Source organism: Micromonospora sp. NBC_00860, from assembly GCF_045207375.1.
GTDB classification, from domain to species: Bacteria; Actinomycetota; Actinomycetes; order Mycobacteriales; family Micromonosporaceae; genus Micromonospora; species Micromonospora vinacea.
Genome location: NZ_CP108825.1, coordinates 4680471 through 4703177, shown reverse-complemented (window position 1 = coordinate 4703177; position 22707 = coordinate 4680471). Strand labels below are relative to the sequence as shown.

Here is a 22707-nt window from a genome sequence, read left to right as displayed (position 1 = left end):
GCACAACCGACGTCGACAGTGAGGAGTACGCATGGCAGTGCAGACCGGACTGGGCGAACCGCGCGGTCCCTGGTTCATCTCGCCGGAACTCGACCCGGACGGGCGCGGGTGGTGGGACGCGCCCGAGCGCGACCCGGGCGGGCGACGGCCCGGGCGGCTGCTCGCCGTGCTGGCGGTGGTGGCGGTCTCGGCCGTCTCCGGTGCCCTCGCCGGTGGCGTGGTGGCCAGCCGGGACGGGGTTGGTGGCCCGGCCGCCGCGTCCGCCGCCCCGGTGCCGGCCGAACTGGTCACGGCGGCCGAGCGGACCGTACCCGGGGTGGTGTCGGTGCTGGCCGGCGGCGCGACCAGCGGGTCCGCGACCAGCGGGTCAGCGACCGGCTCCGGCTTCGCCGTCGACGACCAGCAGCACCTCATCACCAACGACCACATCCTGGCCAAGGGGGGTGGCGGGCCGGTGACAGTGGAACTGCCCGACGGCCGCCGGTTCGCCGCCGAGGTGGTCGGACGGGAGCCGCGCAGCGACCTGGCGGTGCTGAAGGTGCCGGCATCGGCCGGTCTCACCCCGCTGCCCCTGGCCAAGCCGGGTGCGACCCGGGTCGGTGAGCCGGTGCTCGCGGTCGGTTCGCCGCTCGGTCTGGCCGGAACGGTCACCGCGGGCATCGTCAGCGCGCTCGACCGGGAGGTACGGCTCGGCAACAACCGGCACAGCGCGGTGCAGACCGACGCGTCCATCAACCCCGGCAACTCCGGTGGGCCACTGGTCAACGCTCGCGGGGAGGTGGTCGGGGTGAACACCGCCATCGCCACCATCGACGGAAACGGCTCGATCGGCATCGGGTTCGCCATCCCCATCGACCAGGTGCAGCAGACCGCCGACACCATCATCGGCAAGGGCGGCTGAGCTGCCCGAACGCCCTGACCGGGGCTGCCACTGTCAGATATCCGGCCGGACAGCATCGGAGCATGGAAATATTACGCTCGGTATGGATACTGGCGGAGGTGGAGCGTCCTCTTCTCACGGTCCTCCTGCTGGTGGGCCTGGTCATCGGATGTGCAGTGGGGTCGGCGTACGCCCGGGCACGACGCGGGTGGAACGATTACCAGACCGTCAAGAAATCGGTGCCAGGCGCCCGCCGGGGCGCCTGGTCCCTGATCCGCGGCGTCGCCGTGAAGGCCGCGGTGATCGGGGTGCTGCTCTTCGGCGCCGTGGCGTACGCGGCCGTCGGCTCCGACGACGAGACCGCCGGGCCGGCGCCCAGCCAGTTGCCGACGCAGAGTGAGCCTCCGCACCGATAGCCCCCGGCGGGTCGTCGCGGGTTAGCCTCGGGGCGTGGACGACGGACTGCGGGTGACCGACCGGTGGGTCGTCCCCGCCGGAGAGCTACGGGAGCGCTTCTCCCGCTCGTCAGGGCCGGGCGGGCAGGGGGTCAACACCGCGGACTCCCGGGTCGAGCTGAGCTACGACGTGGCCAACTCCCCAGCGGTGCCCGATTGGCTGCGGCCGCGGGCGCTGGCCCGGCTGGCCAACCGCCTGGTCGACGGGGTGCTGACGATCGCCGCCAGCGAACACCGGGCCCAGCTTGCCAACCGGGAGGCGGCCCGGGCCCGGATGACCGCCCTGCTGCGAGAGGCCGCGGCACCACCACCGCCGGCCCGCCGGGCGACCCGCCCGTCCCGTGGGGCCAAGGAACGCCGGCTCGCCGAGAAGAAACGCCAGTCCCAGCGCAAACGGGACCGCCGCGCCGACGACGACTGATCCGGGACGACGACCAGCCCGGGACGACGACCAGCCCGGGACGACGACCAGCCCGGGACGGCGACTAGTCCGGGACGGCGGCGAGCAGCCGGTCGCGCAGCACCGCGGCCCGCTCGGCGAACCCGCGCTGCGCCGCCGCGTACTCCGCCCGGCCGTCCGGAGTCTCCACACGCACTGGCGGGTAGCCGAGTGCCGCCAGGTCGTACGGGCTGGCCCGCATGTCCAGCGTGCGGATGTCCCGGGCCAGGTCGAAGGCATCGGCCACCAGCTCCGAGGAGACCAACGGCGACAACTTGTACGCCCACTTGTACAGATCCATGTTGGCGTGCAGGCAGCCCGGCTGCTCGTGCGCGTGCTGCGTCTCCCGGGTCGGGGTGAGCAGGTTCAACGGGCGGGCCGGCGGGGTGAAGAACCGGAACGCGTCGAAGTGGCTGCACCGCACGCCCCGCTCCTCGACGACCTCGGCGGTGCGCTCCGCGCTCAGCCGCAGCGGCCAGGCGTTGTGCCGCAGCTCCTCCCGGGTCTGCCGGTAGACCATCGCCCACTCGTGCATCCCGAAGCAGCCGAAGTGCGGCGCCCGTCCCCGCGTCGCCGCCAGCAGGGAGCGGATCCAGGCGATCGACTCGCCGCGCCGGGCGCGTACCCCATCGGTGTCGAGGGTGACCCCTGCGGTGCAGGCGCGGTAGTCGCGGCCGAACTCGGCCGGATCGGCGTCCCGCAGCTCGACCCCCGGCCCCGGATGCCAGCGACGCAGCTGGGCCGGGCGGTGCGAGTAGTAGGTGAACAGGAAGTCGGCCACCGGATGCCGCTCACCGCGTCGTCGCCGGGCCAGGTGCGGGGTCAGCCAGACGTCCACCCGCTCCTCGTGGGCCCGCCGGCGGGCCTGCCACTGCGTCGCGTCGAGCACGGCGGGGGCAAGGGCGGCGGTCACGCACCCCAGGGTACGACCGCCGCCCCGCACACCGGTCAGGGCATCTGCACCCGGACTCCGGCGGAGAACACTCCGCTGCGCAGCTCCAACTGCCGGGGCGGGTCCCGCCCGTCGACTGTGAAGACCAGCGGGAGCACCATCCGGGTGCCCGCCGCCATCGGGTCGGCGAAGACGTCCCGGCCCAGGTTCGCCGTCCGGGTGGCCGACTCGTCGGTGCTCACCCAGCGGCCGCCCGGCAGGTACGCCCGTTGCAGCTCGCTGTGCCAGGGCTGGTGGTCGCCGGTGACGTTGCGCACGCCAACGGTGGCCTCGCAGCGTCGGCCGTTGGCCGGTGCGGCACCGCCGCCGTCGGCCTTCCTTGCGGTGCCGGGCGCGCCGCAGGTCATCCTGTACACGGTGAACTCGAACGCCGACTCGCGCAACGGCACGCCCAGCGACCCGGTGACCCCCGTGCCCCTCCACGCGCCGCTGGTGGGTTGCTTCTGCGTGTCGATCGCCGCGACCTGCCGGGTCGCCGTCCAACCCGCGGTGCCGACCACACCGGCCAGCACCACGACGGCGGCGCCCACCAACATCCAGACCGGCGGGGTACGCCGACGCCGCACCGGGCTCGGGGCCGCCGGTCGGGGATAGATCGTCCCGCGGCCACCCTCGGCTCCGGGGCCACGCTCGGCTCCGCCGCCGGTGGCGAGTGCGGCAGCCGTCACCCGACGCCCGCGCCGACGTCGCCACACCCACACCAGGGCGGCGCTGATCAGCAGCAGGGCCGCCAGTCCGGCGAGCAGCACCGGGTAGCGGCGCCACGGCGGCGCCTCGGTCACCTCGGCCGCTGGTGCCGCTGCCGCCTGCCAGGTGGCCGTGGCGCAGTCGTACGGCCGGCTGCCGTCACTGGTGAACGCACAGGTCGGCGCGGTCAGCGGGCGGCCCGGCGCGGTAGCGGTGAGCGCGGTGCCCAGCGTGGTGGTGCTGTGCGCGGGCAGTCGCAACCGCCAGGTCACCTCGGTGGCCGATCCGCCGGCCGGGGTGGACCGGCCACCACCGCTGATCGCCGTCGTCGACGAACCGGGCGGCAGTTCCTGACGCACTGTGGTCTCCAGCGGCGAGTTGCTCACGTTGCGCACCTGGATCCGGTACCTCGGTGCCGGGCTGCTCTCCGTCGCGACCGCCACCGTGACCTGTTGCGGGGGCGCCGACGCCGGTGCCCGGGAAGGCGGTGCGATCGCCGGCGGCGCCGAGGGCGGGGTGGGCTCGGTCACCCGAGCGACCATCGCCACCGGCGGCCGGGTGGCCGCTGGTGCTGCTGTGGCGGCCGGTGGCCCTGGTGCGGCGGCCGTTGGTCGTGGCGTGGCGGCCGGTGGTCGTGGCGTGGCGGCCGGTGGTCGTGGCGCGGCCGCCGCCTCCGGAGCCGCCGTCGGCAGGGCCGGCACGGCGGCGAGGATGCCGAGGCAGTGCACGAACACTGCGAGGGCTCTGTGGTGTCGTGTCGATGCAGGCATACGAACGAACCTCCGGAGCCGACGCTAGGGGCGAGTCGCCTCCGTGCGGGTACGAAGTCGAGAAGTCCGCCCCGGTCACCTCCAGCTCCGGTAGGGTGCCGCGCGGTGACGGGTTGAGCACACCGGACCGCCGGTCCTGGCCGGTTGGGGCGCCGGCGGGGCTAGATTGGCCGGGTGCGTATCGCTCGTTTTGCCCATGCCAAGGGAATGTCGTTCGGTGCCGTCGAAGGCGAACCGGAGGCCGGGCCGCAGGGCCTGACCATCGCCGAGATCGAGGGCCACCCGTTCGGCAACCTCTCCTTCAGTGGGGCCCGCTGGGCCCTCTCCGACGTCCGGCTGCTCTCGCCGATCCTGCCCAGCAAGGTCGTCTGCGTCGGTCGCAACTACGCCGACCACGCCGCTGAGCTCGGCAACGAGGTGCCGAGGGAGCCGCTGCTGTTCCTCAAGCCGTCCACCTCGGTGATCGGTCCCCGGGACGCCATCCGACTGCCGATCTTCTCGAAGCAGGTCGAGCACGAGGCGGAGCTGGCGGTCGTGATCGGGGCGCCGGGTGCGCGCCGCGCCGACCGGGCCGCCGCCGAACGCGCCATCTTCGGCTACACCTGCGCCAACGACGTCACCGCTCGGGACCTCCAGCGTTCGGACGGGCAGTGGACCCGGGCCAAGGGCTTCGACTCGTTCTGCCCGATCGGCCCGTGGATCACCACCGGGCTGGACGTCTCCGACCTGGAGATCCGCTGTGAGGTGGGTCGCAACCCGGAGGAGATGGAGGTACGCCAACTCGGCCGGACGAAGGACATGGTCTTCGACGTGCCGGGTCTGGTGTCGTACATCTCGCACGTGATGACCCTGCTGCCCGGCGACGTCGTTCTCACCGGCACTCCGGCCGGGGTTAGCCAGCTTGTCGAGGGGGATACGGTCACCGTGCGGATCGACGGCATCGGCGAGCTCACCAACCCGGTGGTTCCCGTCGCCTGATCCGTCTGATGCCCCTGTTTCCGCAGCTCACTGGTGGTTCGGGGGGATCGGATTTGGCCTGCCGGCACCGGGAGGGTAAAGTTCACTCCCGGCGCCGCAAGGGGCCAATGGGGTATGGGGTAATTGGCAGCCCGACTGATTCTGGTTCAGTTAGTCTAGGTTCGAGTCCTGGTACCCCAGCGCTGCGGGAATTCGCGAGAATTTCCAGACGCTGGATTCTGACGGAGTTCGACTCCGCCCCTTCGGGGGCGGAGGGCGGTCTTCGGTAGAGTGCAGCTCCTCCGCCGCTGAGGTGGGGGAGCAAAAGTTGTTCTGGCCCCGTCGTCTAGCGGCCCAGGACGCCGCCCTCTCAAGGCGGTAGCGCCGGTTCGAATCCGGTCGGGGCTACATCGTGTACAGCCCGTCTCACCTGGTGAGGCGGGCTGTTTCGTGTCCGCGTCCCGGGTCCGCCGCCGGGGTCGTTCCGGTCTGCTGCCGGGCCCTCGGGCGACGGCGCACCCCGCGCTCGTGCCCGGGTACGGTGCCGCTAGACTACAGTCGCACCGCCCGCGAGGGTGGTGAACGGAAAAGTTCTGGCCCCGTCGTCTAGCGGCCCAGGACGCCGCCCTCTCAAGGCGGTAGCGCCGGTTCGAATCCGGTCGGGGCTACAACCAAAGGCTCATCTCGCCAAGCGAGATGAGCCTTTCTCGTTGCCCACCCACCCCCCGTTGATCATGAGGTTAGCGGTCACGACACGCCGATGTCGCTGTCGTTAACCTCATGATCAACCGGGGAAAGCGGGCAGGGGGGACCGGGGGCGGGGTTAGAGGCCGGATAGGCGTTGGCCGGCTCTTACTACGGCCATGGCGTGGCGTTCGCCGGGGCGGCGGCCCAGGCGCTCGATCGGGCCGGAGATGCTGACCGAGGCGATGACCCGGCCGGTGCGGTCACGGATCGGGGCGGAGACGCTCGCCACACCGGCCTCCCGCTCGGCGACGCTCTGCGCCCAGCCGCGACGGCGTACCTCGGCGAGGGTGCGGCCGGTGAACTTGCTGCGCGGCAGCAGCGGCATCACCGCCTCGGGCGGCTCCCAGGCGAGCAGGATCTGGGCCGCGGAGCCGGCAGTCATCGGCAGCACCGAACCGACCGGAACTGTGTCCCGTAGACCGCTGGCGCGTTCCGCCGCCGCCACGCAGATCCGCTCGTCCGCGCGGCGCAGGTAGAGCTGGGCGCTCTCACCGGTGGCGTCGCGCAGCGCGGCCAGCAGTGGCTCGGCGGCGGTCAGCAGAACGTCCGGTGCGGCGTTGGCCAGCTCGCCCAGGCGGGGGCCGGGCCGCCATCTGCCCTGGGTGTCCCGCACCAGCATTCGGTGGATCTCCAGGGCCTGGGCCAGGCGATGTGCTGTGGCCCGGGGCAGCTTGGTGCGTTCGACGAGTTCGGCCAGGCTGGCGCCGTCCACGCAGGCGGCCAGGATGACCACCGCCTTGTCGAGAACGCCGACACCGCTCATACTGTGTCCCACAAGCCGAAACTTACCTCCCAGAATTTAGGATGTCCAGATGGTGGGAGTCACTCCTGAGCCGAGGACCCTGGCCGAGAAGGTCTGGGACGCGCACGTCGTACGGTCCGCCGCCGGTGAGCCGGACCTGCTCTTCATCGACCTGCACCTGCTGCACGAGGTGACCAGCCCGCAGGCGTTCGACGGGCTGCGGCTCGCCGGGCGCCGGGTGCGTCGTACCGACCTGACCCTCGCGACCGAGGACCACAACACCCCGACCGGGTACGCCGACCCGGCGTTCCGCCTCCGCCGTGGTGACCTGCTCACCATCGCGGACCCCACGTCGCGTACGCAGATCGAGACGTTGCGCCGCAACTGCGCCGAGTTCGGGGTGCGGCTGCACCCGCTCGGCGACGACAACCAGGGCATCGTGCACGTGATCGGCCCGCAGCTCGGTCTCACCCAGCCGGGCCTGACGATCGTCTGTGGCGACTCGCACACCGCCACCCACGGCGCCTTCGGCGCTCTCGCCTTCGGCATCGGCACCAGCGAGGTGGAGCACGTACTGGCCACCCAGACGCTGCCGCAGAGCCGGCCGAAGACGATGGCCGTGAACGTCACCGGCCGCCTCGCGCCCGGCGTGACCGCCAAGGACCTGGTGCTCGCGCTGATCACTCAGGTCGGCACGGGTGGCGGTCGCGGGCACATCGTCGAGTACCGCGGCGAGGCGATCCGCGCCCTCTCCATGGAGGGGCGGATGACCATCGCCAACATGTCCATCGAGTGGGGCGCCAAGGCCGGCATGATCGCGCCGGACGAGACCACCTTCGCGTACCTCAAGGGTCGACCGAACGCGCCGCAGGGCGCGGACTGGGACGCGGCGGTGGCGTGGTGGCGGACGCTGCCCACCGACGAGGGCGCGCGCTTCGACGCCGAGGTGACCCTGGACGCCAGCCGGATCACCCCGTTCGTCACCTGGGGCACCAACCCCGGGCAGGGCGCCCCGCTGAGCGCCCCGGTGCCGGACCCGGAGGAGTTCACCACCGACTCGGAGCGCACCGCCGCCCGCCGGGCCCTGGAGTACATGGACCTGCGCCCCGGCACCCCGCTGCGGGAGTTGCCCATCGACGTGGTCTTCGTGGGGTCCTGCACCAACGGCCGCCTGGAGGACCTGCGGGCCGCTGCGGACGTGTTGCGGGGCCACCGGGTCGCCGACGGTGTCCGGATGCTCGTGGTGCCCGGCTCCGCCGCCGTGCGCGAGGCCGCCGAGGCCGAAGGGCTGGACAAGGTCTTCGCCGACGCTGGGGCGGAGTGGCGGTTCGCCGGCTGCTCCATGTGTCTGGGGATGAACCCCGACACGCTGAAGCCGGGCGAGCGCTCCGCCTCCACCTCGAACCGCAACTTCGAGGGCCGTCAGGGCCGGGGTGGGCGTACCCACCTGGTCTCGCCGCCGGTGGCCGCCGCCACCGCCGTGGTCGGCCGGCTGGCCGCCCCCGCCGACCTGTAGAAGGGACCGACGAGATGGACAAGTTCACCACCCACACCGGCACCGCCGTGCCGCTGCGCCGGTCCAACGTGGACACCGATCAGATCATCCCCGCCGTGTACCTCAAGCGGGTGACCCGGACGGGCTTCGCCGACGGGCTGTTCAGCGCCTGGCGGGAAGATCCGGCATTCGTGCTCAACGATGAAAACTATTCCGGGGCGTCGATCCTCATCGCCGGCCCGGAGTTCGGCACCGGCTCCTCCCGGGAGCACGCCGTCTGGGCGCTACGGGACTGGGGCTTCCGCGCGGTGGTGGCCCCGCGCTTCGGTGACATCTTCCGCGGCAACGCCCTCAAGGAAGGTCTGTTGCCGGTCGAGTTGGAATTGAAAGCCGTCGAAGAGTTGTGGGACCTGATCGAGGCGGATCCGACGACTCCGGTGACCGTCGACCTGACCGCCCGCCAACTGCGGGCGGGGGACGCGAGCTGGTCGTTCCCGCTGGACGACTTCAGCCGTTGGCGCCTCCTGGAGGGCCTCGACGACATTGGACTCACCCTCCGCCACGCCGCCGACATCGACTCCTACGAGGCGCGCAGACTGCCGTTCCTGCCCTCCGTGGCATAGCCGTTAGGCCGCTCGCACAGCGGATTTCACCCCCATCGGGCCATCCGGTGGGGGTGAATCCGTTACGACACAAGGGCTTTTTTCTACCGAATGTTTGTGTCCCGGCAGCACAGGGCATACCGTGCGCGCAGAATGGCTCGCGACGAGTCAGTTGCACAATCGGGAGGAAGTCGTGAACAAGGCCGAGCTCATCGAGGCGCTCGCCGTTCGCCTGGGGGACCGGAAGATGGCGACGGCCGCGCTCGACGCGGTCCTCACCGAGGTCCAGGCGGCGGTCACCAAGGGCGAGAAGGTGGCGATCACCGGATTCGGAGCATTCGAAAAGCGTGTGCGTGGCGCGCGAACAGCGCGCAACCCGCGTACCGGCGAGGCGGTGAAGGTCAAGAAGACGTCAGTCCCGACCTTCCGCCCCGGCGCCGGGTTCAAGGAAATGGTGGCCAGCGGCAAGGTGCCGAAGGCCACGGTGGCGACGAAGAAGGCCACCACCAGCACCGCCACGGCCAAGGCGGCGGGCACGAAGGCGACCGGCACCAAGGCGGCCACCGCGAAGGCGGCGGGCACCAAGGCGACCACGGCGAAGGCGGCCAGCAAGAAGACCGCCCCGGCCAAGGCGAGCAAGACCGCCACGGCGACCAAGACGGCCGCCAGCAAGAAGACCGCCCCGGCCAAGGCGAGCAAGAGCACCACGGCGACCAAGACGGCCGCCAGCAAGAAGACCACCGCGGCGAAGAAGACCACCGCCGCGACCCGGTCGACCGCGGCGAAGAAGACCACCGCGGCGGCGAGCAAGAGCACGGCGGCCAAGAAGGCGCCGGCGAAGAAGGCTCCGGCCAAGAAGGCGGCCAGCAAGCGCTGACCGACCCGTACCGCAAGGGCGTCCACCAGTGGGTGGGCGCCCTTGCGGCGTACCGGAACGGTCTCTCGGCGTACGGGAACCGTTGACCGGGTTGCCGTGCTCGCGCAGAATCGCCGTGCCGGCCACCCCTCCGCCGGCACGCCGACGGGAAATGGGGCGCCGGTGCGCTACCGCCAGGTCACCACCGGCACGCTCGCGCTGGGTGTGCTCCTCCTCATCGACGTGCTGCGGGTCTGGCTACCCGGCATCATCACCATCTTCGGTCAGGCGGCGTCCACCCCGGCCGAGCTGATGGGGGCGTTCGCCCTCGGCTGGTTCGTGCTCGCGATGGGCGCACCCGCCGTGGTCCGCCGGGTCGGAGCCCGCCCGGTCACTGTCGTCGCCGCTGTCGCGCTCGCCGTCGCACGGCTCACGCTCACCGCCGCCCCCGGCGGACGTACGCAGCTCTGGCTGGCCACCGCCGGTCTGCTCGCCGGGCTGGTCTGGCTGGTCGGCGTCGCCGCCGACACCGACCGCCCGGTCCCGGGGTTGGCGTTGGGGTTGGCTGTCAACGCGGCAGTGCACGCGGTGCTGGACACCGTCGACCTGGTCTGGCGGGGTGACTGGGTGGCGTGGCTGCTCAGCGCCGTCGCGGTGGCGGTGTTCCTGGCCGGCACGGCGCGATCCGGCCGGCGCGGCGGTGCGGGTAACGCCCTCGCTGGCCCCGCTGACGCCCCTGTGGGCCCCGCTGACGCCCCTGCCGGCCCTGGTGGTGGTCGGGCCTGGCTGTTGGCCGGGCCGGCGCTGCTGCTGGCCGGAATGGTGGCGCTGTCACCGGCACTGGCCCGGACCGGGATGTCGTACCTGGTCGCCGGGGACGGGGTGGCTCGGTCGCCGCTGTTCGGCCTGGCACCGGTGCCGGTGGCGGTCGCCGGGTTCCTGGGCGTCGCGTTGACCCGGCCGCCTCGCGGATGGGGCCGAGCGTACGGCCCGGTGGCACTTATCGCTGGCGCGGTGCTGTTCGCCAGCGACCGGGGCGACCTGCTCCTGCCCGCCGTCCTGCTCGCCGCGGTGGGCCTCGGCGCCTGCCTGGCCCTGACCGACGACGGCAACCACTCGGACAGCGACACCGCGAGCGCCGGCACCAGTGCCTCCCGGCGGGGGTACGCGGTCACCGCCGGCATGCTCGTCTTCGCGCTGGGGGCCGTCGGGTACTACTCGGCCTACGATCTCGGCTACCCCAACGCGGTGGTGCCGGTGGTGGTGGCCGTGCTGATCGCCGCCGTGGCGTTCACCGCCCGTCCCGTCGTCCACCGGCTTCCCGGGCCGTTTCCGCCGCTCCGGGCAGCCGCCGCGGTCACCGCGCTGGCCCTGCTGGCACCGGTGCTCGCCGACGAGGTGCCGGTGGCCAGCAACCGGGACGGCCCGCCGGAACGGTTGACAGTGGTGGCGTACAACATCCGGATGGGGTTCGGGCTGGACGGCCGGTTCGACCTGACCGGCCTCGCCGAGGTCGTCGAGCGGCAACGGCCCGACGTGGTGCTGCTCAGCGAGGTGGACCGGGCCTGGCTGCTCAACGGCGGGCACGACACCCTGGACCTGTTGGCCGACCGGCTCGGTATGCCGTACGTCTTCGGGCCGGCCGCCGATCCCGTCTGGGGTGACGCGGTGCTCAGCCGTTGGCCGGTACGCGATCCGCGGACCCTGCCGCTGGCCGCCGTCGGCGCGCCCACCGGGGCGCAGGCCCTCGCCGTGACACTGGACCTCGGCGACGGTGTCCGTACCGCAGTGGTCAGCACCCATCTGCAACCGCCGCCCGGCAAGGGTCCGGTGGTCCAGGCCCGCGCGGTCGCCGACTTCGCCACCCGGTACGCGGCCGGTCGGCCGTTGGTGGTGGCGGGTGACCTGAACACCGAGCCGGGCGACGAGGCGTTCGCGGAGTTCACCGACGCCGGCCTGGTCGACGCGTTGGCGGCCGCCCGACCGCTGGCGACCAGCCCGGCGGACGACCCGCGCCAGCAGATCGACCACATCTTCGTCTCGCCCGGCCTGACCCCCGGCGATCCGGTCGCGCCGCGCAGCACGGCCAGCGACCACCTGCCGGTCGCGGTCACAGTGACCCTGCCGCCCCGCTGACGGAGCCGGGCCCGTCGAACCGGGGCCCTACAGGCGATCGGTGGCCAGCAGCCGGTCGGCGGCGAAGGCGAGCAGCCAGCCGCCGCCCTTCGGCGTGGTGAAGTCCTCGTCGGTGCGGCCGGTCAGCCGCTCCAGGGCGCCCGGCAGGACCTTGCCCTGGCTGCACACCGCCGACTGCCCACCGGTGCCGGCCAACTCCAGCAGCCGGGCTGCGGTGGCCAGGATCTGCTCGTCGCTCTGCTGGCCGGGTTGTGGCTCGTCCAGGTCGCCGCAAACCTCGATCGGCAGGTCGAGCAACGTGGCGGCCGGGTCGAGTGTCTGCACGCACCGTCGCGGCGACGCCGACACCAGCCGGGCCGGTCGGATCAGGGCGATCAGCCCGGCCAGCGTGCTCGCCTGGGCCCACCCCTCGGCGTCGAGGGGGCGCCCGACGTCCGGGCCGGACCAGGTGGCCCGCTTACCGGCGTGCGCGTGCCGGACCACCGCGACAGTCGCCGTGACCGACGGCAGCGCGGCGAACGCCGCCAGCACCTCGGCGTCGTGGGGGTAGCTGACCAATCGGATCGCGTCGTCCACAGCGAGCCAGCGGATGTCGTCCACCTCGGTGCCCGGTTGAAAGCCGCCGCTGGCCACCGCGAGCATCGACCAGTAGTCGACAAGCTTGGGCTGCCCCTCGCTGCGGTACCGCACCGACGGCAGCCGCACCTGCGGCACGCCCCGCACGTCGGCCTCCTCGGCCACCTCACGGACCGCCGCGGCCAGCGCGTGCTCGCCCGGCTCCAGCTTGCCCTTCGGCAGCGTCCAGTCGCCGTAGCGGGGGCGGTGCACCACGCAGACGTGCACGCCGTCGGCGGTCGGCCGCCAGGCCACCCCGCCGGCCGCCCGGATCCCCGTCACGGCAGCCAACTGGTGCGCCGGCGTCGGGTGGCTCGGTGCCAGGCGGCCGGGAGGAGAGCCCGCGTCCGGCGTACCGACAGGCGTTCCCGCTCGGCCAGCCGCCCGGCGGTGACCGCCAGCTCGTGGTCGTCCGGTCGCTCGGCGGCGATCTCCAGCCAGGTGTCCGCCGCCACCGCTGCGTCCTGGTGCTCGCCGAGCACGTCCTGCACCTGGGCGAGGGCGCGGGACAGCCGGCGTGCGGCCTTGCCGACCGTCGGGGCCACCGCGTTGACCGCGTACCGGGCCTGCTTGGCCTCCTTGCGAACAGCGTGCCAGTGGTCGTCCGGCGACTGCGCGTCGAGCCCGTCGACGCCGTCCGGCCCGGTCAACCGCCGCCAGGGGCGGGCCACCAGCGCGGGTAGCGCCTCCGCTGCGGGGGCGGACGCCCGGCGGGTGAGTCGCGGGGCGCGGGCGGCCAGCACCAGGGAGTCCACCAGGGCCAGGTAGCGCGCGGAGCGCAGCGTCCCGTCGATGGCGGCGAACGCCTGCCGCTGCCGTGCGGCGAGCACCTCGTCGAGCCGGTCCACAGCGCCCCGGTCGAGCGGGCTCAGCGGATCGGCGTCGGCGGTGCGACGCAGCCGCGCGCGCAGCACCTCGGCGTCGCGGGCCGCGCCGAGGACCCCGGCCAACCAGCGCAGCTCGGTGCGCAGCGGGCGGGACCAGGTCTTGCGCAGCAACGGTTTGAAGGTGCGCAGATCACTGCGCAGGCGTCGACAGGCCACCCGCATCTGGTGCACGGCGGTGTCGTCACCGGCAGCCGGGGCGCGCAGCCGGACCAGCGGGTCGTGCGCCAACAGCCGGCGGATCTCCTTGCGGACCGCCTCGGTCACCACGTCACCGGCGGTCGGCTCGTCGGGCAGCCCGGCCGGCGCGACCAGGTCCGGATCGGCCTGCGCGGTCGCGCCCAGCGCCCGTACGTGCTTCGGCGTGAACGACCCGCCCTGGGCGCCGGCCTCGCGCAGCACCTCGCCGACCCGGTCGAGCAGCTTCCGGTCGCCGCCCTTCAGCTCCACCTCCACCTCGCGGAACGTGTCGGTGGTGGTGCCGGCGTCGTCGAGCACCGTCACCCGGTCGTCCACCACCTCGGCCAGGACGGTGCCGGCCCGGTCACACACCTCGTACGCGTGCCGCACCGTCCGCACCACTGTCACCGGGGCCAGCGGCGCTCCCCGGTGCAGGACGGTGACCAACTCCACCAGCTCCGGAGGCGGCTGCCCCTTCGGCCCGGGACGGGAGATCTCGTGCCGGACGCCCGGCGTCCCGGTCGGAAGTTTCACAGTCCAGGGCAGCTCGTCACCCCGGCGGTGGCGCAGCGAGGCACCGGCCCGCGCCAGCCGCAGGTCGACAGTGTCGAGGTAGCGGGCGACAAGCGTCACCGGTGGCAGTGCCCGGACCCGGCCGCCGGCCGGGGCCGTGCCGGCCAGGTCCGGCAGCACGTAGGTGTCGTCCACCTCGTACTTCTGCTCCTCCTCGACCATCAGCTCAGCCTATGCGCTGCGCGGTCAGCCGGCCGTGCCACCGACGCGGCGCAGCAACAGTTCCTGCAGATGGGCCCGGGCGTTGTCACCGCCGGTACGCCGGGTCCAGGTCCCGTCGCCGGCCAGCTCGAACGCGTCCACGTCGGGGCTCATCGCGGCGGTGAGCACATGGTCCAGTTCGGCGCGGGCGATCGGGTCGGTCACCTGCACCAGCGCCTCCACCCGACGGTCCAGGTTGCGGTGCATGAGGTCGGCCGAGCCCATCCAGAACTCGGCCGCGCCGTTGTTGCCGAACCGGAAGACCCGGGAGTGTTCCAGGAACCGGCCGAGAATCGAGCGGACCCGGATGTTCTCCGACAGCCCCGGCACCCCGGGGCGCAGCGTGCACATGCCCCGGATGAGCAGGTCGACGTGGACGCCGGCCTGGGAGGCGCGGTACAGCGCGTCGGTCACCCCCTCGTCGACCAGAGAGTTGACCTTGAACTGGACCAGGCCGGGCATGCCCAGGCGGACGTGCGAGATCTCCCGCTCGATCCGCTCGATGAGGCCGCTGCGGATGCCCTGCGGGGCGACCAGCAACCGCCGGTACGCGGTCTGCCGGCTGTACCCGGTGAGCACGTTGAACAGGTCGGTGAGGTCGGCGCCGATCTCCGGGTCGGCGGTGAGCATGCCGAAGTCCTCGTACAGTCGGGCCGTCTTCGGGTGGTAGTTGCCGGTGCCGATGTGGCAGTAGCGACGGATCTGGTTGCCCTCCTGCCGGACCACCAGCGCGGTCTTGCAGTGCGTCTTCAGGCCGACCAGGCCGTACACCACGTGGCAGCCGGCGCGTTCCAGCGTGCGGGCCCAGCCGATGTTGGCCACCTCGTCGAAGCGGGCCTTCACCTCCACCAGCACCACCACCTGCTTGCCGGCGGCGGCCGCGTCGACGAGCGCGTCGACGATCGGGGAGTCGCCGCTGGTCCGGTAGAGCGTCTGCTTGATGGCCAGCACGTTCGGGTCGGCCGCTGCCTGCTCGATGAAGCGCTGCACGCTGGTGGCGAACGAGTGGTACGGGTGGTGCACCAGGATGTCCCCGTCGCGCAGTGTGGAGAAGACGCTGCGCGGCACCTCACCCTCGGCGAGCCGGGGGTGGGTGGCCGGCACGAACGGCGGGTCCTTCAGGTCCGGCCGGTCCGCCTCGCCGTAGACCTGCCACAGCGCGGACAGGTCCAGCAGGCCGGGCACCCGCAGCACGTCCTGGTCGTCCATGTCCAACTCGCGGACGAGCAGCTCCAACATGTGGTCGGAGATGGACGCGGCCACCTCCAGCCGGACCGGGGGGCCGAACCGTCGCCGGGCCAGCTCCCGCTCCAGGGCCTGGAGCAGATCCTCGTCGCGGTCCTCGTCGACCTCCACCTCGGCGTTGCGGGTGACCCGGAACAGGTGGCACTCGACCACCTGCATGCCACTGAACAGCTGGCCCAGGTGCACCGAGATCAGGTCCTCCACCGGCAACATCCGGACGCCCGGCTGGTCCCGGTCCACCCGGACGAAGCGGGGGACGTTGTTGGGAACCTTCACCCGGGCGAACAGCTCCGAACCGCCGTCCGGGTCACGGACCGCCACCGCCAGGTTCAGCGACCGACCCGAGATGTACGGGAACGGGTGCGCCGGGTCCACAGCGAGCGGGGTCAGCACCGGGAAGATGTGTTCCCGGAAGTAGGTGCGCAGCCGCTCCCGCTCGCCGTCGCCCAACTCGCCCCAGCGCAGGATGCGGATGCCCTCGTCGGCCAGCTTGGGCAGCACGTCGTCGACGAAGCAGGCGGCGTGCCGGGCACCCAGGGCGGCGGTCCGCTCGGCGATCCGCTCCAGCTGCGTACGCAGCGGCAGCCGGTCCCCGCCGCGCACCGGCAGGCCGGCGGAGAGCCGCCGTTTCAGCCCGGCGATGCGCACCATGTAGAACTCGTCGAGGTTGCTCGCGAAGATGGCCAGGAACTTGGCCCGTTCCAGCAGGGGGGTGCGCTGGTCCTCGGCCAGGGTGAGCACCCGGGCGTTGAAGTCGAGCCAGGACAGCTCCCGGTTGAGGAACCGGTCCTCCGGCAGCGGCGGGGCCGCCGAGGGCTCGTCGTCGTCCTCCTGCCCGGCGCTGGCCGGCAGGTCGTCCGGCAGGACCGGGTGGACGTCACCGGCGGCAGGGCCGTCCGACTCGATCGTCGGGGCGGGGTCGATGACCTCGTCCAGCCCGGAGGAGGCGGCGCCGGGATCGTCGGCGAGCGTGTCGGCGCGGGCGGCGCTGGCGTGTTCGGCGCGGGACGGGCGGAAGCGCCCATCGGTGCCGCGCGTACGGGAGCCGTTGCGGAGGTCGGTGGCGGGCGGGTGGGCGGGTTGCTCGCGAGGGGTGCTCACCCGCTCATAATCACCCGATTACGGTAAACGCAAAATGAACTTGGGCTCGCCGGGTCAGATCATCGTCGGCAATGTCACCCGGACGACCTCGCCGTCGGGATCGGTGTCGATGCGGACCCGCTGGCCGAGCCGGAGAAGTCGCAGCCCGGAGGCGTCGAAGGCCCGGGCGGGGAAGCGCATCTCGGTGCCGTCGTCGAGCAGCAGGACACCGCTGCGCGTCGCCGCGTCGTAGCTGGCCACCGTGCCCTGCATGCTGGCACCGTACACCCGGGGGTTCAGCCCGCGGAGCGGGCCAGGCAAGCTCAGCCGGCGGCGCGGGCGGGGCGACCGGCGGCCACGAGGGCGGCGGTGCGCGGTCCCAGCCCGAGGCGGGCGGCGGCGGCCAGGTCCGCTGCGGTGTCCACGTCCCGGCGCAGGCTGGGCCAGTCGCCGTCGAGCGGCAGCGCCCCGCTCGCCGCGTGCGCGACCGCCGAGCCCACCCCGAAGCGCGGATCCAGCGGCACGCCCGGCCCGGCGGTGAGCAGCACAGTGCCCCCGCCGGGTGCGTCCGGCAGGAACCGGCGTACCCCGGGTCGGCCGTTCTGCGCCGCGAGCAGCGCGCCAGCCAGCTCGGCCGGGCGCAGCGCCGGCACGTCTGCGGTGATCCCGGCCACCCATCCGGCGGCGGCCCCCGCCGCCCCGTGCCGGAACGCGGCGTTCAGGCCGGCGTCCGGTTCGTCCGGCAGCACCCGCGCGCCGGCGGCCCGCGCCGCCGCCGCCACCCGGTCGTCGTCGGTCACCACCAGGGCCTCGGCGACCGCCGGGCAGGCCAGCACCGCGCGGAGCGTGTCGGCTGCCAGGGCCAGCGCCAACTCCTCATGCGGTACGCCGGGCAGCGCGCCCCGCAGCCGGCTCTTGGCCACGGCCAGCCGCTTCACCGGCACCACCACGGCCCACCTCGGCTGACTCACGTCCGCAATCCTGCCAGCCGGACGACGGGCCCCTCGCTGGCCGTACCGGGGGCGAGCAGGCATGATTTCCGCTGCGGGTGTCGCGGGCGGGATTTCGCGGCGGGGTTGGGGCGCGACGAGGAGGCACAGTGGCACGGCGGAGGCTGGGGTTCTGGCAACGGTTCGCCGTGGGGCTGGTGAAGCCGGTGATGACCGTCTGGACCCGGCGTACCTGGCGTGGTCAGGAGCATCTCCACCGCGACGGTGGCGTGATCATCGTGGCGAACCACATCTCACACGCCGACCCGCTGGTGTCCGCGCACTTCATCTACGACTCCGGGCGCTGGCCGCAGTACCTGGGCAAGGCCAGCGTGTTCCGGGTGCCGGTGGTCGGCTGGATCCTGCACCGGTGCCGGCAGATCCCGGTCGAGCGGGGCAGCGTGGACGCCGTCCGCTCGCTGGACGCACTGGTCGCCGCGCTCGACGAGGGCGGCGCGGTCGTGATCTACCCTGAAGGCACCACCACACGACAGCCGGAGCTCTGGCCGATGAAGGCCAAGACCGGTGCGGCCCGGCTGGCCCTGGCCACCGGCGCCCCGGTCGTACCGGTGGTGATGTGGGGGCCGGAACGGATCTTCGACCCGCGGACGACCCGTGTCAGCCTGCGCCCCCGGATCCCGGTGACCGTTGCCGCCGGGGAGCCGATCGACCTGAGCCGGTGGGCGGACGCCCAGCCGACCCGGGCCACCCTCGAGGAGATGACGGACACCATCATGTTGCGCCTGCGGGACATGCTCGCCGAGATCCGTGGCGGTACCCCGCCGCCACTGTGGGAGCGACCGGCCCGGTCCTCCGTCGGCCGCGAGCCGCGGGACGAAGCGGCATGAGCGAGCGAAGCGAGCGAATCATCCGGCTCAGTAGCGGTGTCGCTCAGGCCGCCGCGGAGCGAAGCGGAGCGGTGGCATGAGCGGTCACGTCGCGGTGCTCGGTGCCGGTTCCTGGGGCACCGCGTTCGCCAAGATCCTCGCGGACGCGGGGCGGGACGTGACGGTGTGGGCCCGCCGGGCGCCGGTCGCCGAGTGCATCCGGACCGAGCGCCGCAATCCGGAGTACCTGCCAGACCTGCTGTTGCCGGCGCGCGTCACCGCCACCGCCGACGCCGCCGAGGCGATCACCGGCGCCGAGGTGGTGGTGCTGGCCGTGCCGTCGCAGACCCTGCGCGGCAACCTCGCCGAATGGGCCGGGCACCTCCACCCGGATTCCACCCTGGTGTCGCTCATGAAGGGCATCGAGCTGGGCACCACCAAGCGGATGAGCGAGGTCATCGTGGAGACCGCCGGGGTCGCCGCGGACCGGGTGGTCGTCGTGTCCGGCCCGAACCTGGCCCCGGAGATCGCCGCCGAGCAGCCCGCCGCGACAGTGGTCGCCGGCACGAACAGTGCCCGCGCCACGCTCGTCCAGTCGTCGATCCGGACGCCGTACCTGCGCCCCTACACCAACGACGACGTGATCGGCTGTGAGCTGGGCGGGGCGGTCAAGAACGTGATCGCCCTGTCGTACGGCATCGCCACCGCGATGGGTTTCGGCGACAACACCCGGGCCATGCTGATGACCCGTGGGCTGGCCGAGACGGCCCGGCTGGGCGTGGCGCTCGGCGCGGACCCGATCACCTTCGCCGGCCTCGCCGGCATGGGTGACCTGGTCGCGTCCTGCTCGTCCCCGCTGGCCCGCAACCGCACCTTCGGGGAGCACCTTGGCCGGGGCGAGACGCTGGAGCAGGCCCAGACCGCCACCCGGCAGACCGCCGAGGGCGTGAAGAGCTGCCTGGCGATCCGCGACCTGGCCCGGGCGCACGGCGTGGAGATGCCGATCACCGAGCACGTCGAGCGGATCTGCCACGAGGGGATGGACCCGCGCCTCGCCGTGGAGACCCTGATGAGCCGCACCGCCAAACCCGAGTCGTACGAGTGAGGAACCCGATGAACGAGTGGGGAGACGGCACCCGCTGCGTCCGCGCCGGCCTGCCCGAGCCGGCACCGGGGGACCCGTTCCTGCCCGGGCCGGTCTTCGCCGCGCCGTACCACCTCGACCCGTTCGAGGGTCAGGGCACGTCGCCGAACGGCTACGGCCGCCCCGACAACCCGACCCGGCGGCTGCTGGAGGCGGCGGTGGGCGAGTTGGAGGGCGGTGACTGCCGGGTCTTCTCGACCGGTCAGGCGGCCATCACCGGCCTGCTGCTCACCCTGCTGCGGCCGGGGGACACGGTGGTGCTCCCCACCGACGGATACTTCCCGGTCCGGGCGTTCGCCACCAATGTGCTGGAGGCGATCGGCGTCCGGGTGCTGTTCGTGCCGACCGTCGGGCCGTACCCGTCTTTCGAGGGCGTCCGGCTGGTGCTGGTGGAGACGCCCGCCAACCCGGGCCTGGACGTCGTCGACGTGGCGGCCCTGGCCGAGCGGGCGCACGCCGACGGCGCGCTGCTCGCTGTGGACAACACCACCGCCACCCCGCTCGGTCAGCGCCCGCTGGATCTCGGTGCCGACATGGTGGTCGCCTCCGGTACGAAGGCGCTCACCGGCCACTCCGACCTGCTGCTGGGCTACCTGGCCAGCCGGTCCGCCGAGCTGATCGACGCGGTGACGACCTGGCGGACCACCACCGGGGCGGTTCCGGGCGCGTTCGACGCCTGGCTGGCCCACCGGTCACTGGCCACTCTCGACCTGCGGCTGGCCCGGCAGAGCGCGAACGCCGCCGCGGTCGTCGACCTGCTCGCCGGCCGGTCGGACGTGACCGGCCTGCGGTGGCCGGGGCGGACGGACGACCCCGCGTACCCGGTGGCCTCGGCGCAGATGCGCCGGATACCGGGGGTGCTCTCGTTCGACCTTGGCGACGCCGACCGGGTGGGCCGGTTCGTCGAGGCCGCCCGGCTGGTGGCGGCCGCAACCTCCTTCGGTGGCCTGCACACCACTGCGGACCGGCGGGCGCAGTGGGGCGACGACACCGCTCCCGGCTTCGTCCGGCTCTCCTGCGGCGCGGAGGACACCGCGGACCTGGTGGCTGACATCGCCGCCGCGCTCGACGCCGCAGGCCCGGTCTGAGTTAGGGTGTCGGCGGCCGCACCGGCGGCCACGACCGGAGGAGGTGAGTCCGATCCGCCAACAGACAGGACCGGCGCTTCCTCCCGTGTCCCTGCCGCGATAGCGGCCGCGGGAGCGCCGGCGAGCGTTCCCCGGAGGATTCCCATGGCACCACCGTTCCCCACCGACCGTCCTGCCCTCGTACGCCGGCTGCGCGCCGCCGGTTGCGTCTACGCCGAGGACGAGGCCGAACTGCTGCTGGCCGCCGCGCACACCCCGGCGGCGTTGGTCGACCTGACCGACCGCCGGGTGGCCGGTGAACCGTTGGAGTACCTGCTCGGCTGGGCGGAGTTCTGCGGCCTGCGGATCGCCGTCGACGAGGGCGTCTTCGTGCCCCGGGCCCGCACCGCCCTGCTGGTCGAGGTGGCGGCCGAGCTGACCGGCGAGGCGCCGGCCGTTGTCGACCTGTGCTGCGGCTCCGGGGCCACCACTGTCGCGCTGGCGCACCGGCTCGCGCCGCGCTGGCTGGCCGCCGCCGACATCGATCCGGCGGCGGTGGCCTGCGCGCGCCGCAACGTCGCCGGGCTGAACGCCGAGGTGTACGAGGGTGACCTCTTCGCGCCGCTGCCCCGGCGGTGGCGGGGTCGGCTGGATCTGGTGGTCGCCAACGCCCCGTACGTGCCGACCGACGCGGTCGCGCTGATGCCGCCGGAGGCGCGACTGCACGAGGCCCCGGTAGCGCTCGACGGCGGCCCGGACGGGCTCTCCGTGCTGCGCCGGGTGGGTGTCGACGCGGCGGGTTGGCTGGCCCCCGGCGGTCACCTGGTGGTCGAGGCCGGCACCACCCAGGTCGACACACTCTGCAACGCGTTCAGCGCGGCCGGCCTGCTGCCAACAGTGCGCCACGACGAAGACCTGGACGCCACCGCCGTCTTCGCCCGCCTCCCCTGACCCGAGTCCGAGTCGATCATGGAGTTGTGGTGCCCGATAAGCGCCATACCAGGTATTTCATCCCCCACCACAACTCCTTGATCGACGGTGGCGAACTGCCGGGCGGGCCGGGGCGTGGCGGGGGAGAGGGGTTGGCACTAGCCTCGGCTCACACTCACGACGGCGGGAGGTGGTTTCGGTGGGCAGCGCAGGGGTGCCGGTGGTCGTCGGGCTGGACAACGGCGGCACCAGCAACAACGCCACCGTGCTGACGGTGGACGGCCGCTTCCTGGTGGACGGGCTGTTGGAGATCCCCAGCGAGGTGCGGTCCGGGCCGGAGGCGGCGATCGAGGCGTTGGCGCGGGCGCTGGACGGCGCCCTGGCGCAGACCGGCGTGCCGCGTGACCTGGTCCAGGCGGTCGGGTTGGACACGCCCGGCCCGGCCAGCGCCGAGGGCGTCATCTCGTCGCGGGGCTCCACCAACTTCTCCCAGCCGGCCTGGCGCGGCTTCGACGTACGAGGGGCGCTGGAGCGACGGCTCGGTCTGCCGGTGATCTATCACAACGACGGCAACGCGGCAGCGCTGTACGCGCACCACCTCCACTTCGGCGCCGACGCGATGAACCGCTCGTCGGTGTCCGCGATCGTGGGCACCGGCCTCGGCGGGGGTGTGGTCGAGAGCGGTCGGGTGATTGCCGGTGCGGCCGGAATGGCGGGGGAGTTGGGCCACGTGCACATCCCGCTGAGCGGGCTGCTCGGCCCGGGTCAGCCGGAACCCACCTGCGCCTGCGGCTTCACCGGGGACGTCGAGAGCGTCGCCTCGCTGACCGGCATCGAACGCAACCTGCTGCCGTACTGGCTGACCCGGTACCCGGACCACCCGCTCGCAGCCGAGCCGGTGGCCCGGGCGGCCAAGCTGGTCCGGGCGTACGGCGAGCGGAAGGACGCCCTCGCGCGGGAGCTCTTCACCCAGCAGGCGATGGCGTTGGGGCGGCTGTTCACAGTCGCCGCGAACTTCACCGACCCGCACGCGTACTTCGTCGGCGGCGGGGTGGTGGAGGCGGCACCGGAGTTCCGCGACTGGTTCCTGGCGACGGTTCGCGAGCACACGGTGCTCCGCGAGGAGCAGGCGGCGGTGGCCACCTTCGCGTTGGTGCCGGACCGGGACATGGCCGGTGCCCGGGGCGTCGCGATCGCCGCGCTGGAGGCGCTGCGCGCCGTTCCGGAGCCCCGCCCGCTGGTTGCCTGAGCCGG

Annotated in this window: 21 protein-coding genes and 3 tRNA genes; 16 read left to right on the top strand and 8 right to left on the bottom strand. The window is 73.1% G+C overall.

What is annotated here, in order from left to right; translation table 11 throughout:
* Nucleotides 1-31: 31 nt before the first annotated feature.
* The 3 genes from OH804_RS21510 (at nucleotide 32) to arfB (ending at nucleotide 1756) form a co-directional block, all read left to right on the top strand.
* Nucleotides 32-901, top strand: coding sequence for a S1C family serine protease (locus tag OH804_RS21510; RefSeq protein WP_196921474.1), 870 nt, complete (start codon nucleotides 32-34; stop codon nucleotides 899-901).
* A 98-nt stretch (nucleotides 902-999) separates the two neighbouring features.
* Entirely contained in the window at nucleotides 1000-1296 is a 297-nt protein-coding gene (locus OH804_RS21505) for a hypothetical protein (RefSeq protein ID WP_406059104.1), read from the top strand.
* A gap of 34 nt (nucleotides 1297-1330) precedes the next feature.
* Nucleotides 1331-1756, top strand: coding sequence for an alternative ribosome rescue aminoacyl-tRNA hydrolase ArfB (gene arfB, locus OH804_RS21500; protein ID WP_196921476.1), 426 nt, complete (start codon nucleotides 1331-1333; stop codon nucleotides 1754-1756).
* A gap of 64 nt (nucleotides 1757-1820) precedes the next feature.
* On the opposite strand, the gene OH804_RS21495 is transcribed toward arfB, so the two are convergent.
* Both OH804_RS21495 and OH804_RS21490 read right to left on the bottom strand, forming a co-directional pair.
* Entirely contained in the window at nucleotides 1821-2687 is an 867-nt protein-coding gene (locus OH804_RS21495) for a 3-methyladenine DNA glycosylase (RefSeq protein ID WP_406059102.1), read from the bottom strand.
* 35 nt (nucleotides 2688-2722) lie between these two features.
* Entirely contained in the window at nucleotides 2723-4183 is a 1461-nt protein-coding gene (locus OH804_RS21490; RefSeq protein WP_406059100.1) for a hypothetical protein, read from the bottom strand.
* Nucleotides 4184-4357: 174 nt separating this feature from the next.
* On the opposite strand from OH804_RS21490, the gene OH804_RS21485 reads away from it, so the two are divergent.
* From OH804_RS21485 to OH804_RS21470, 4 genes are all read left to right on the top strand, one after another.
* On the top strand, nucleotides 4358-5161 hold the full coding sequence (locus OH804_RS21485) for a fumarylacetoacetate hydrolase family protein (RefSeq protein ID WP_196921479.1): 804 nt from the start codon (nucleotides 4358-4360) through the stop codon (nucleotides 5159-5161).
* 108 nt (nucleotides 5162-5269) lie between these two features.
* A tRNA-Gln gene (locus tag OH804_RS21480) sits at nucleotides 5270-5341 on the top strand.
* Between the two features lie 134 nt (nucleotides 5342-5475).
* Nucleotides 5476-5548, top strand: a tRNA-Glu gene (locus OH804_RS21475).
* 187 nt (nucleotides 5549-5735) lie between these two features.
* Nucleotides 5736-5808, top strand: a tRNA-Glu gene (locus OH804_RS21470).
* A 155-nt stretch (nucleotides 5809-5963) separates the two neighbouring features.
* Here the strand turns inward: OH804_RS21470 and OH804_RS21465 are convergent.
* Entirely contained in the window at nucleotides 5964-6650 is a 687-nt protein-coding gene (locus OH804_RS21465; protein ID WP_007456408.1) for an IclR family transcriptional regulator, read from the bottom strand.
* Between the two features lie 49 nt (nucleotides 6651-6699).
* Here OH804_RS21465 and leuC point away from each other — a divergent pair, with 49 nt between their 5' ends.
* From leuC to OH804_RS21445, 4 genes are all read left to right on the top strand, one after another.
* The gene (leuC, locus tag OH804_RS21460; RefSeq protein WP_196921480.1) at nucleotides 6700-8145 is read left to right on the top strand and encodes a 3-isopropylmalate dehydratase large subunit; all 1446 of its coding nucleotides are present in this window, start codon (nucleotides 6700-6702) and stop codon (nucleotides 8143-8145) included.
* Nucleotides 8146-8159: 14 nt separating this feature from the next.
* On the top strand, nucleotides 8160-8747 hold the full coding sequence (leuD, locus tag OH804_RS21455) for a 3-isopropylmalate dehydratase small subunit (protein WP_196921481.1): 588 nt from the start codon (nucleotides 8160-8162) through the stop codon (nucleotides 8745-8747).
* A gap of 172 nt (nucleotides 8748-8919) precedes the next feature.
* Nucleotides 8920-9603, top strand: a complete 684-nt coding sequence (locus OH804_RS21450; RefSeq protein WP_196921482.1) for an HU family DNA-binding protein — start codon at nucleotides 8920-8922, stop codon at nucleotides 9601-9603.
* 162 nt (nucleotides 9604-9765) lie between these two features.
* On the top strand, nucleotides 9766-11718 hold the full coding sequence (locus OH804_RS21445; protein WP_406059097.1) for an endonuclease/exonuclease/phosphatase family protein: 1953 nt from the start codon (nucleotides 9766-9768) through the stop codon (nucleotides 11716-11718).
* Between the two features lie 27 nt (nucleotides 11719-11745).
* On the opposite strand, the gene OH804_RS21440 is transcribed toward OH804_RS21445, so the two are convergent.
* From OH804_RS21440 to cofC, 5 genes are read right to left on the bottom strand one after another with little or no spacing between them, the layout of a single operon-like run.
* Complete coding sequence (locus OH804_RS21440; RefSeq protein WP_196921484.1) at nucleotides 11746-12624, bottom strand: NUDIX hydrolase; 879 nt, start codon at nucleotides 12622-12624, stop codon at nucleotides 11746-11748.
* On the bottom strand, nucleotides 12612-14132 hold the full coding sequence (locus OH804_RS21435) for a CHAD domain-containing protein (RefSeq protein WP_406059095.1): 1521 nt from the start codon (nucleotides 14130-14132) through the stop codon (nucleotides 12612-12614). Before OH804_RS21435 ends, OH804_RS21440 begins: the two co-directional genes overlap by 13 nt.
* A 24-nt stretch (nucleotides 14133-14156) precedes the next feature.
* A complete protein-coding gene (locus tag OH804_RS21430) occupies nucleotides 14157-16517 on the bottom strand; it encodes an RNA degradosome polyphosphate kinase (RefSeq protein WP_406059093.1) in 2361 nt (786 codons plus the stop codon).
* 54 nt (nucleotides 16518-16571) lie between these two features.
* Complete coding sequence (locus tag OH804_RS21425) at nucleotides 16572-16769, bottom strand: cold-shock protein (RefSeq protein WP_030335323.1); 198 nt, start codon at nucleotides 16767-16769, stop codon at nucleotides 16572-16574.
* Nucleotides 16770-16819: 50 nt separating this feature from the next.
* Complete coding sequence (cofC, locus tag OH804_RS21420) at nucleotides 16820-17467, bottom strand: 2-phospho-L-lactate guanylyltransferase (RefSeq protein WP_196921487.1); 648 nt, start codon at nucleotides 17465-17467, stop codon at nucleotides 16820-16822.
* Nucleotides 17468-17595: 128 nt separating this feature from the next.
* On the opposite strand from cofC, the gene OH804_RS21415 reads away from it, so the two are divergent.
* The 5 genes from OH804_RS21415 to OH804_RS21395 all read left to right on the top strand — a co-directional run bounded on the left by OH804_RS21415 (nucleotide 17596) and on the right by OH804_RS21395 (nucleotide 22702).
* Complete coding sequence (locus tag OH804_RS21415) at nucleotides 17596-18333, top strand: 1-acyl-sn-glycerol-3-phosphate acyltransferase (protein ID WP_196921488.1); 738 nt, start codon at nucleotides 17596-17598, stop codon at nucleotides 18331-18333.
* Between the two features lie 76 nt (nucleotides 18334-18409).
* Nucleotides 18410-19417 (top strand): NAD(P)H-dependent glycerol-3-phosphate dehydrogenase, encoded by a 1008-nt coding sequence (locus OH804_RS21410; protein ID WP_406059090.1) that lies wholly within the window; start codon nucleotides 18410-18412, stop codon nucleotides 19415-19417.
* Between the two features lie 8 nt (nucleotides 19418-19425).
* Entirely contained in the window at nucleotides 19426-20544 is a 1119-nt protein-coding gene (locus OH804_RS21405) for a cystathionine gamma-lyase (protein WP_406059088.1), read from the top strand.
* Between the two features lie 144 nt (nucleotides 20545-20688).
* On the top strand, nucleotides 20689-21474 hold the full coding sequence (locus OH804_RS21400; RefSeq protein ID WP_406059086.1) for a putative protein N(5)-glutamine methyltransferase: 786 nt from the start codon (nucleotides 20689-20691) through the stop codon (nucleotides 21472-21474).
* A gap of 178 nt (nucleotides 21475-21652) precedes the next feature.
* Nucleotides 21653-22702: an ROK family protein gene (locus OH804_RS21395; RefSeq protein WP_406059084.1), complete on the top strand. Its 1050-nt coding sequence runs from the start codon at nucleotides 21653-21655 to the stop codon at nucleotides 22700-22702.
* Nucleotides 22703-22707: the final 5 nt, after the last annotated feature.

Bases quoted from the DNA above. Each gene is read 5' to 3' on its own strand.
- OH804_RS21490 (WP_406059100.1), bottom strand. From the start codon at position 4,183: ATGCCTGCATCGACACGACACCACAGAGCCCTCGCAGTGTTCGTGCAC.
- OH804_RS21425 (WP_030335323.1), bottom strand. From the start codon at position 16,769: ATGCAGGGCACGGTGGCCAGCTACGACGCGGCGACGCGCAGCGGTGTC.
- OH804_RS21465 (WP_007456408.1), bottom strand. From the start codon at position 6,650: ATGAGCGGTGTCGGCGTTCTCGACAAGGCGGTGGTCATCCTGGCCGCC.
- OH804_RS21410 (WP_406059090.1), top strand. From the start codon at position 18,410: ATGAGCGGTCACGTCGCGGTGCTCGGTGCCGGTTCCTGGGGCACCGCG.
- leuC (WP_196921480.1), top strand. From the start codon at position 6,700: ATGGTGGGAGTCACTCCTGAGCCGAGGACCCTGGCCGAGAAGGTCTGG.
- OH804_RS21510 (WP_196921474.1), top strand. From the start codon at position 32: ATGGCAGTGCAGACCGGACTGGGCGAACCGCGCGGTCCCTGGTTCATC.
- OH804_RS21435 (WP_406059095.1), bottom strand. From the start codon at position 14,132: ATGGTCGAGGAGGAGCAGAAGTACGAGGTGGACGACACCTACGTGCTG.
- OH804_RS21400 (WP_406059086.1), top strand. From the start codon at position 20,689: ATGGCACCACCGTTCCCCACCGACCGTCCTGCCCTCGTACGCCGGCTG.
- leuD (WP_196921481.1), top strand. From the start codon at position 8,160: ATGGACAAGTTCACCACCCACACCGGCACCGCCGTGCCGCTGCGCCGG.
- OH804_RS21405 (WP_406059088.1), top strand. From the start codon at position 19,426: ATGAACGAGTGGGGAGACGGCACCCGCTGCGTCCGCGCCGGCCTGCCC.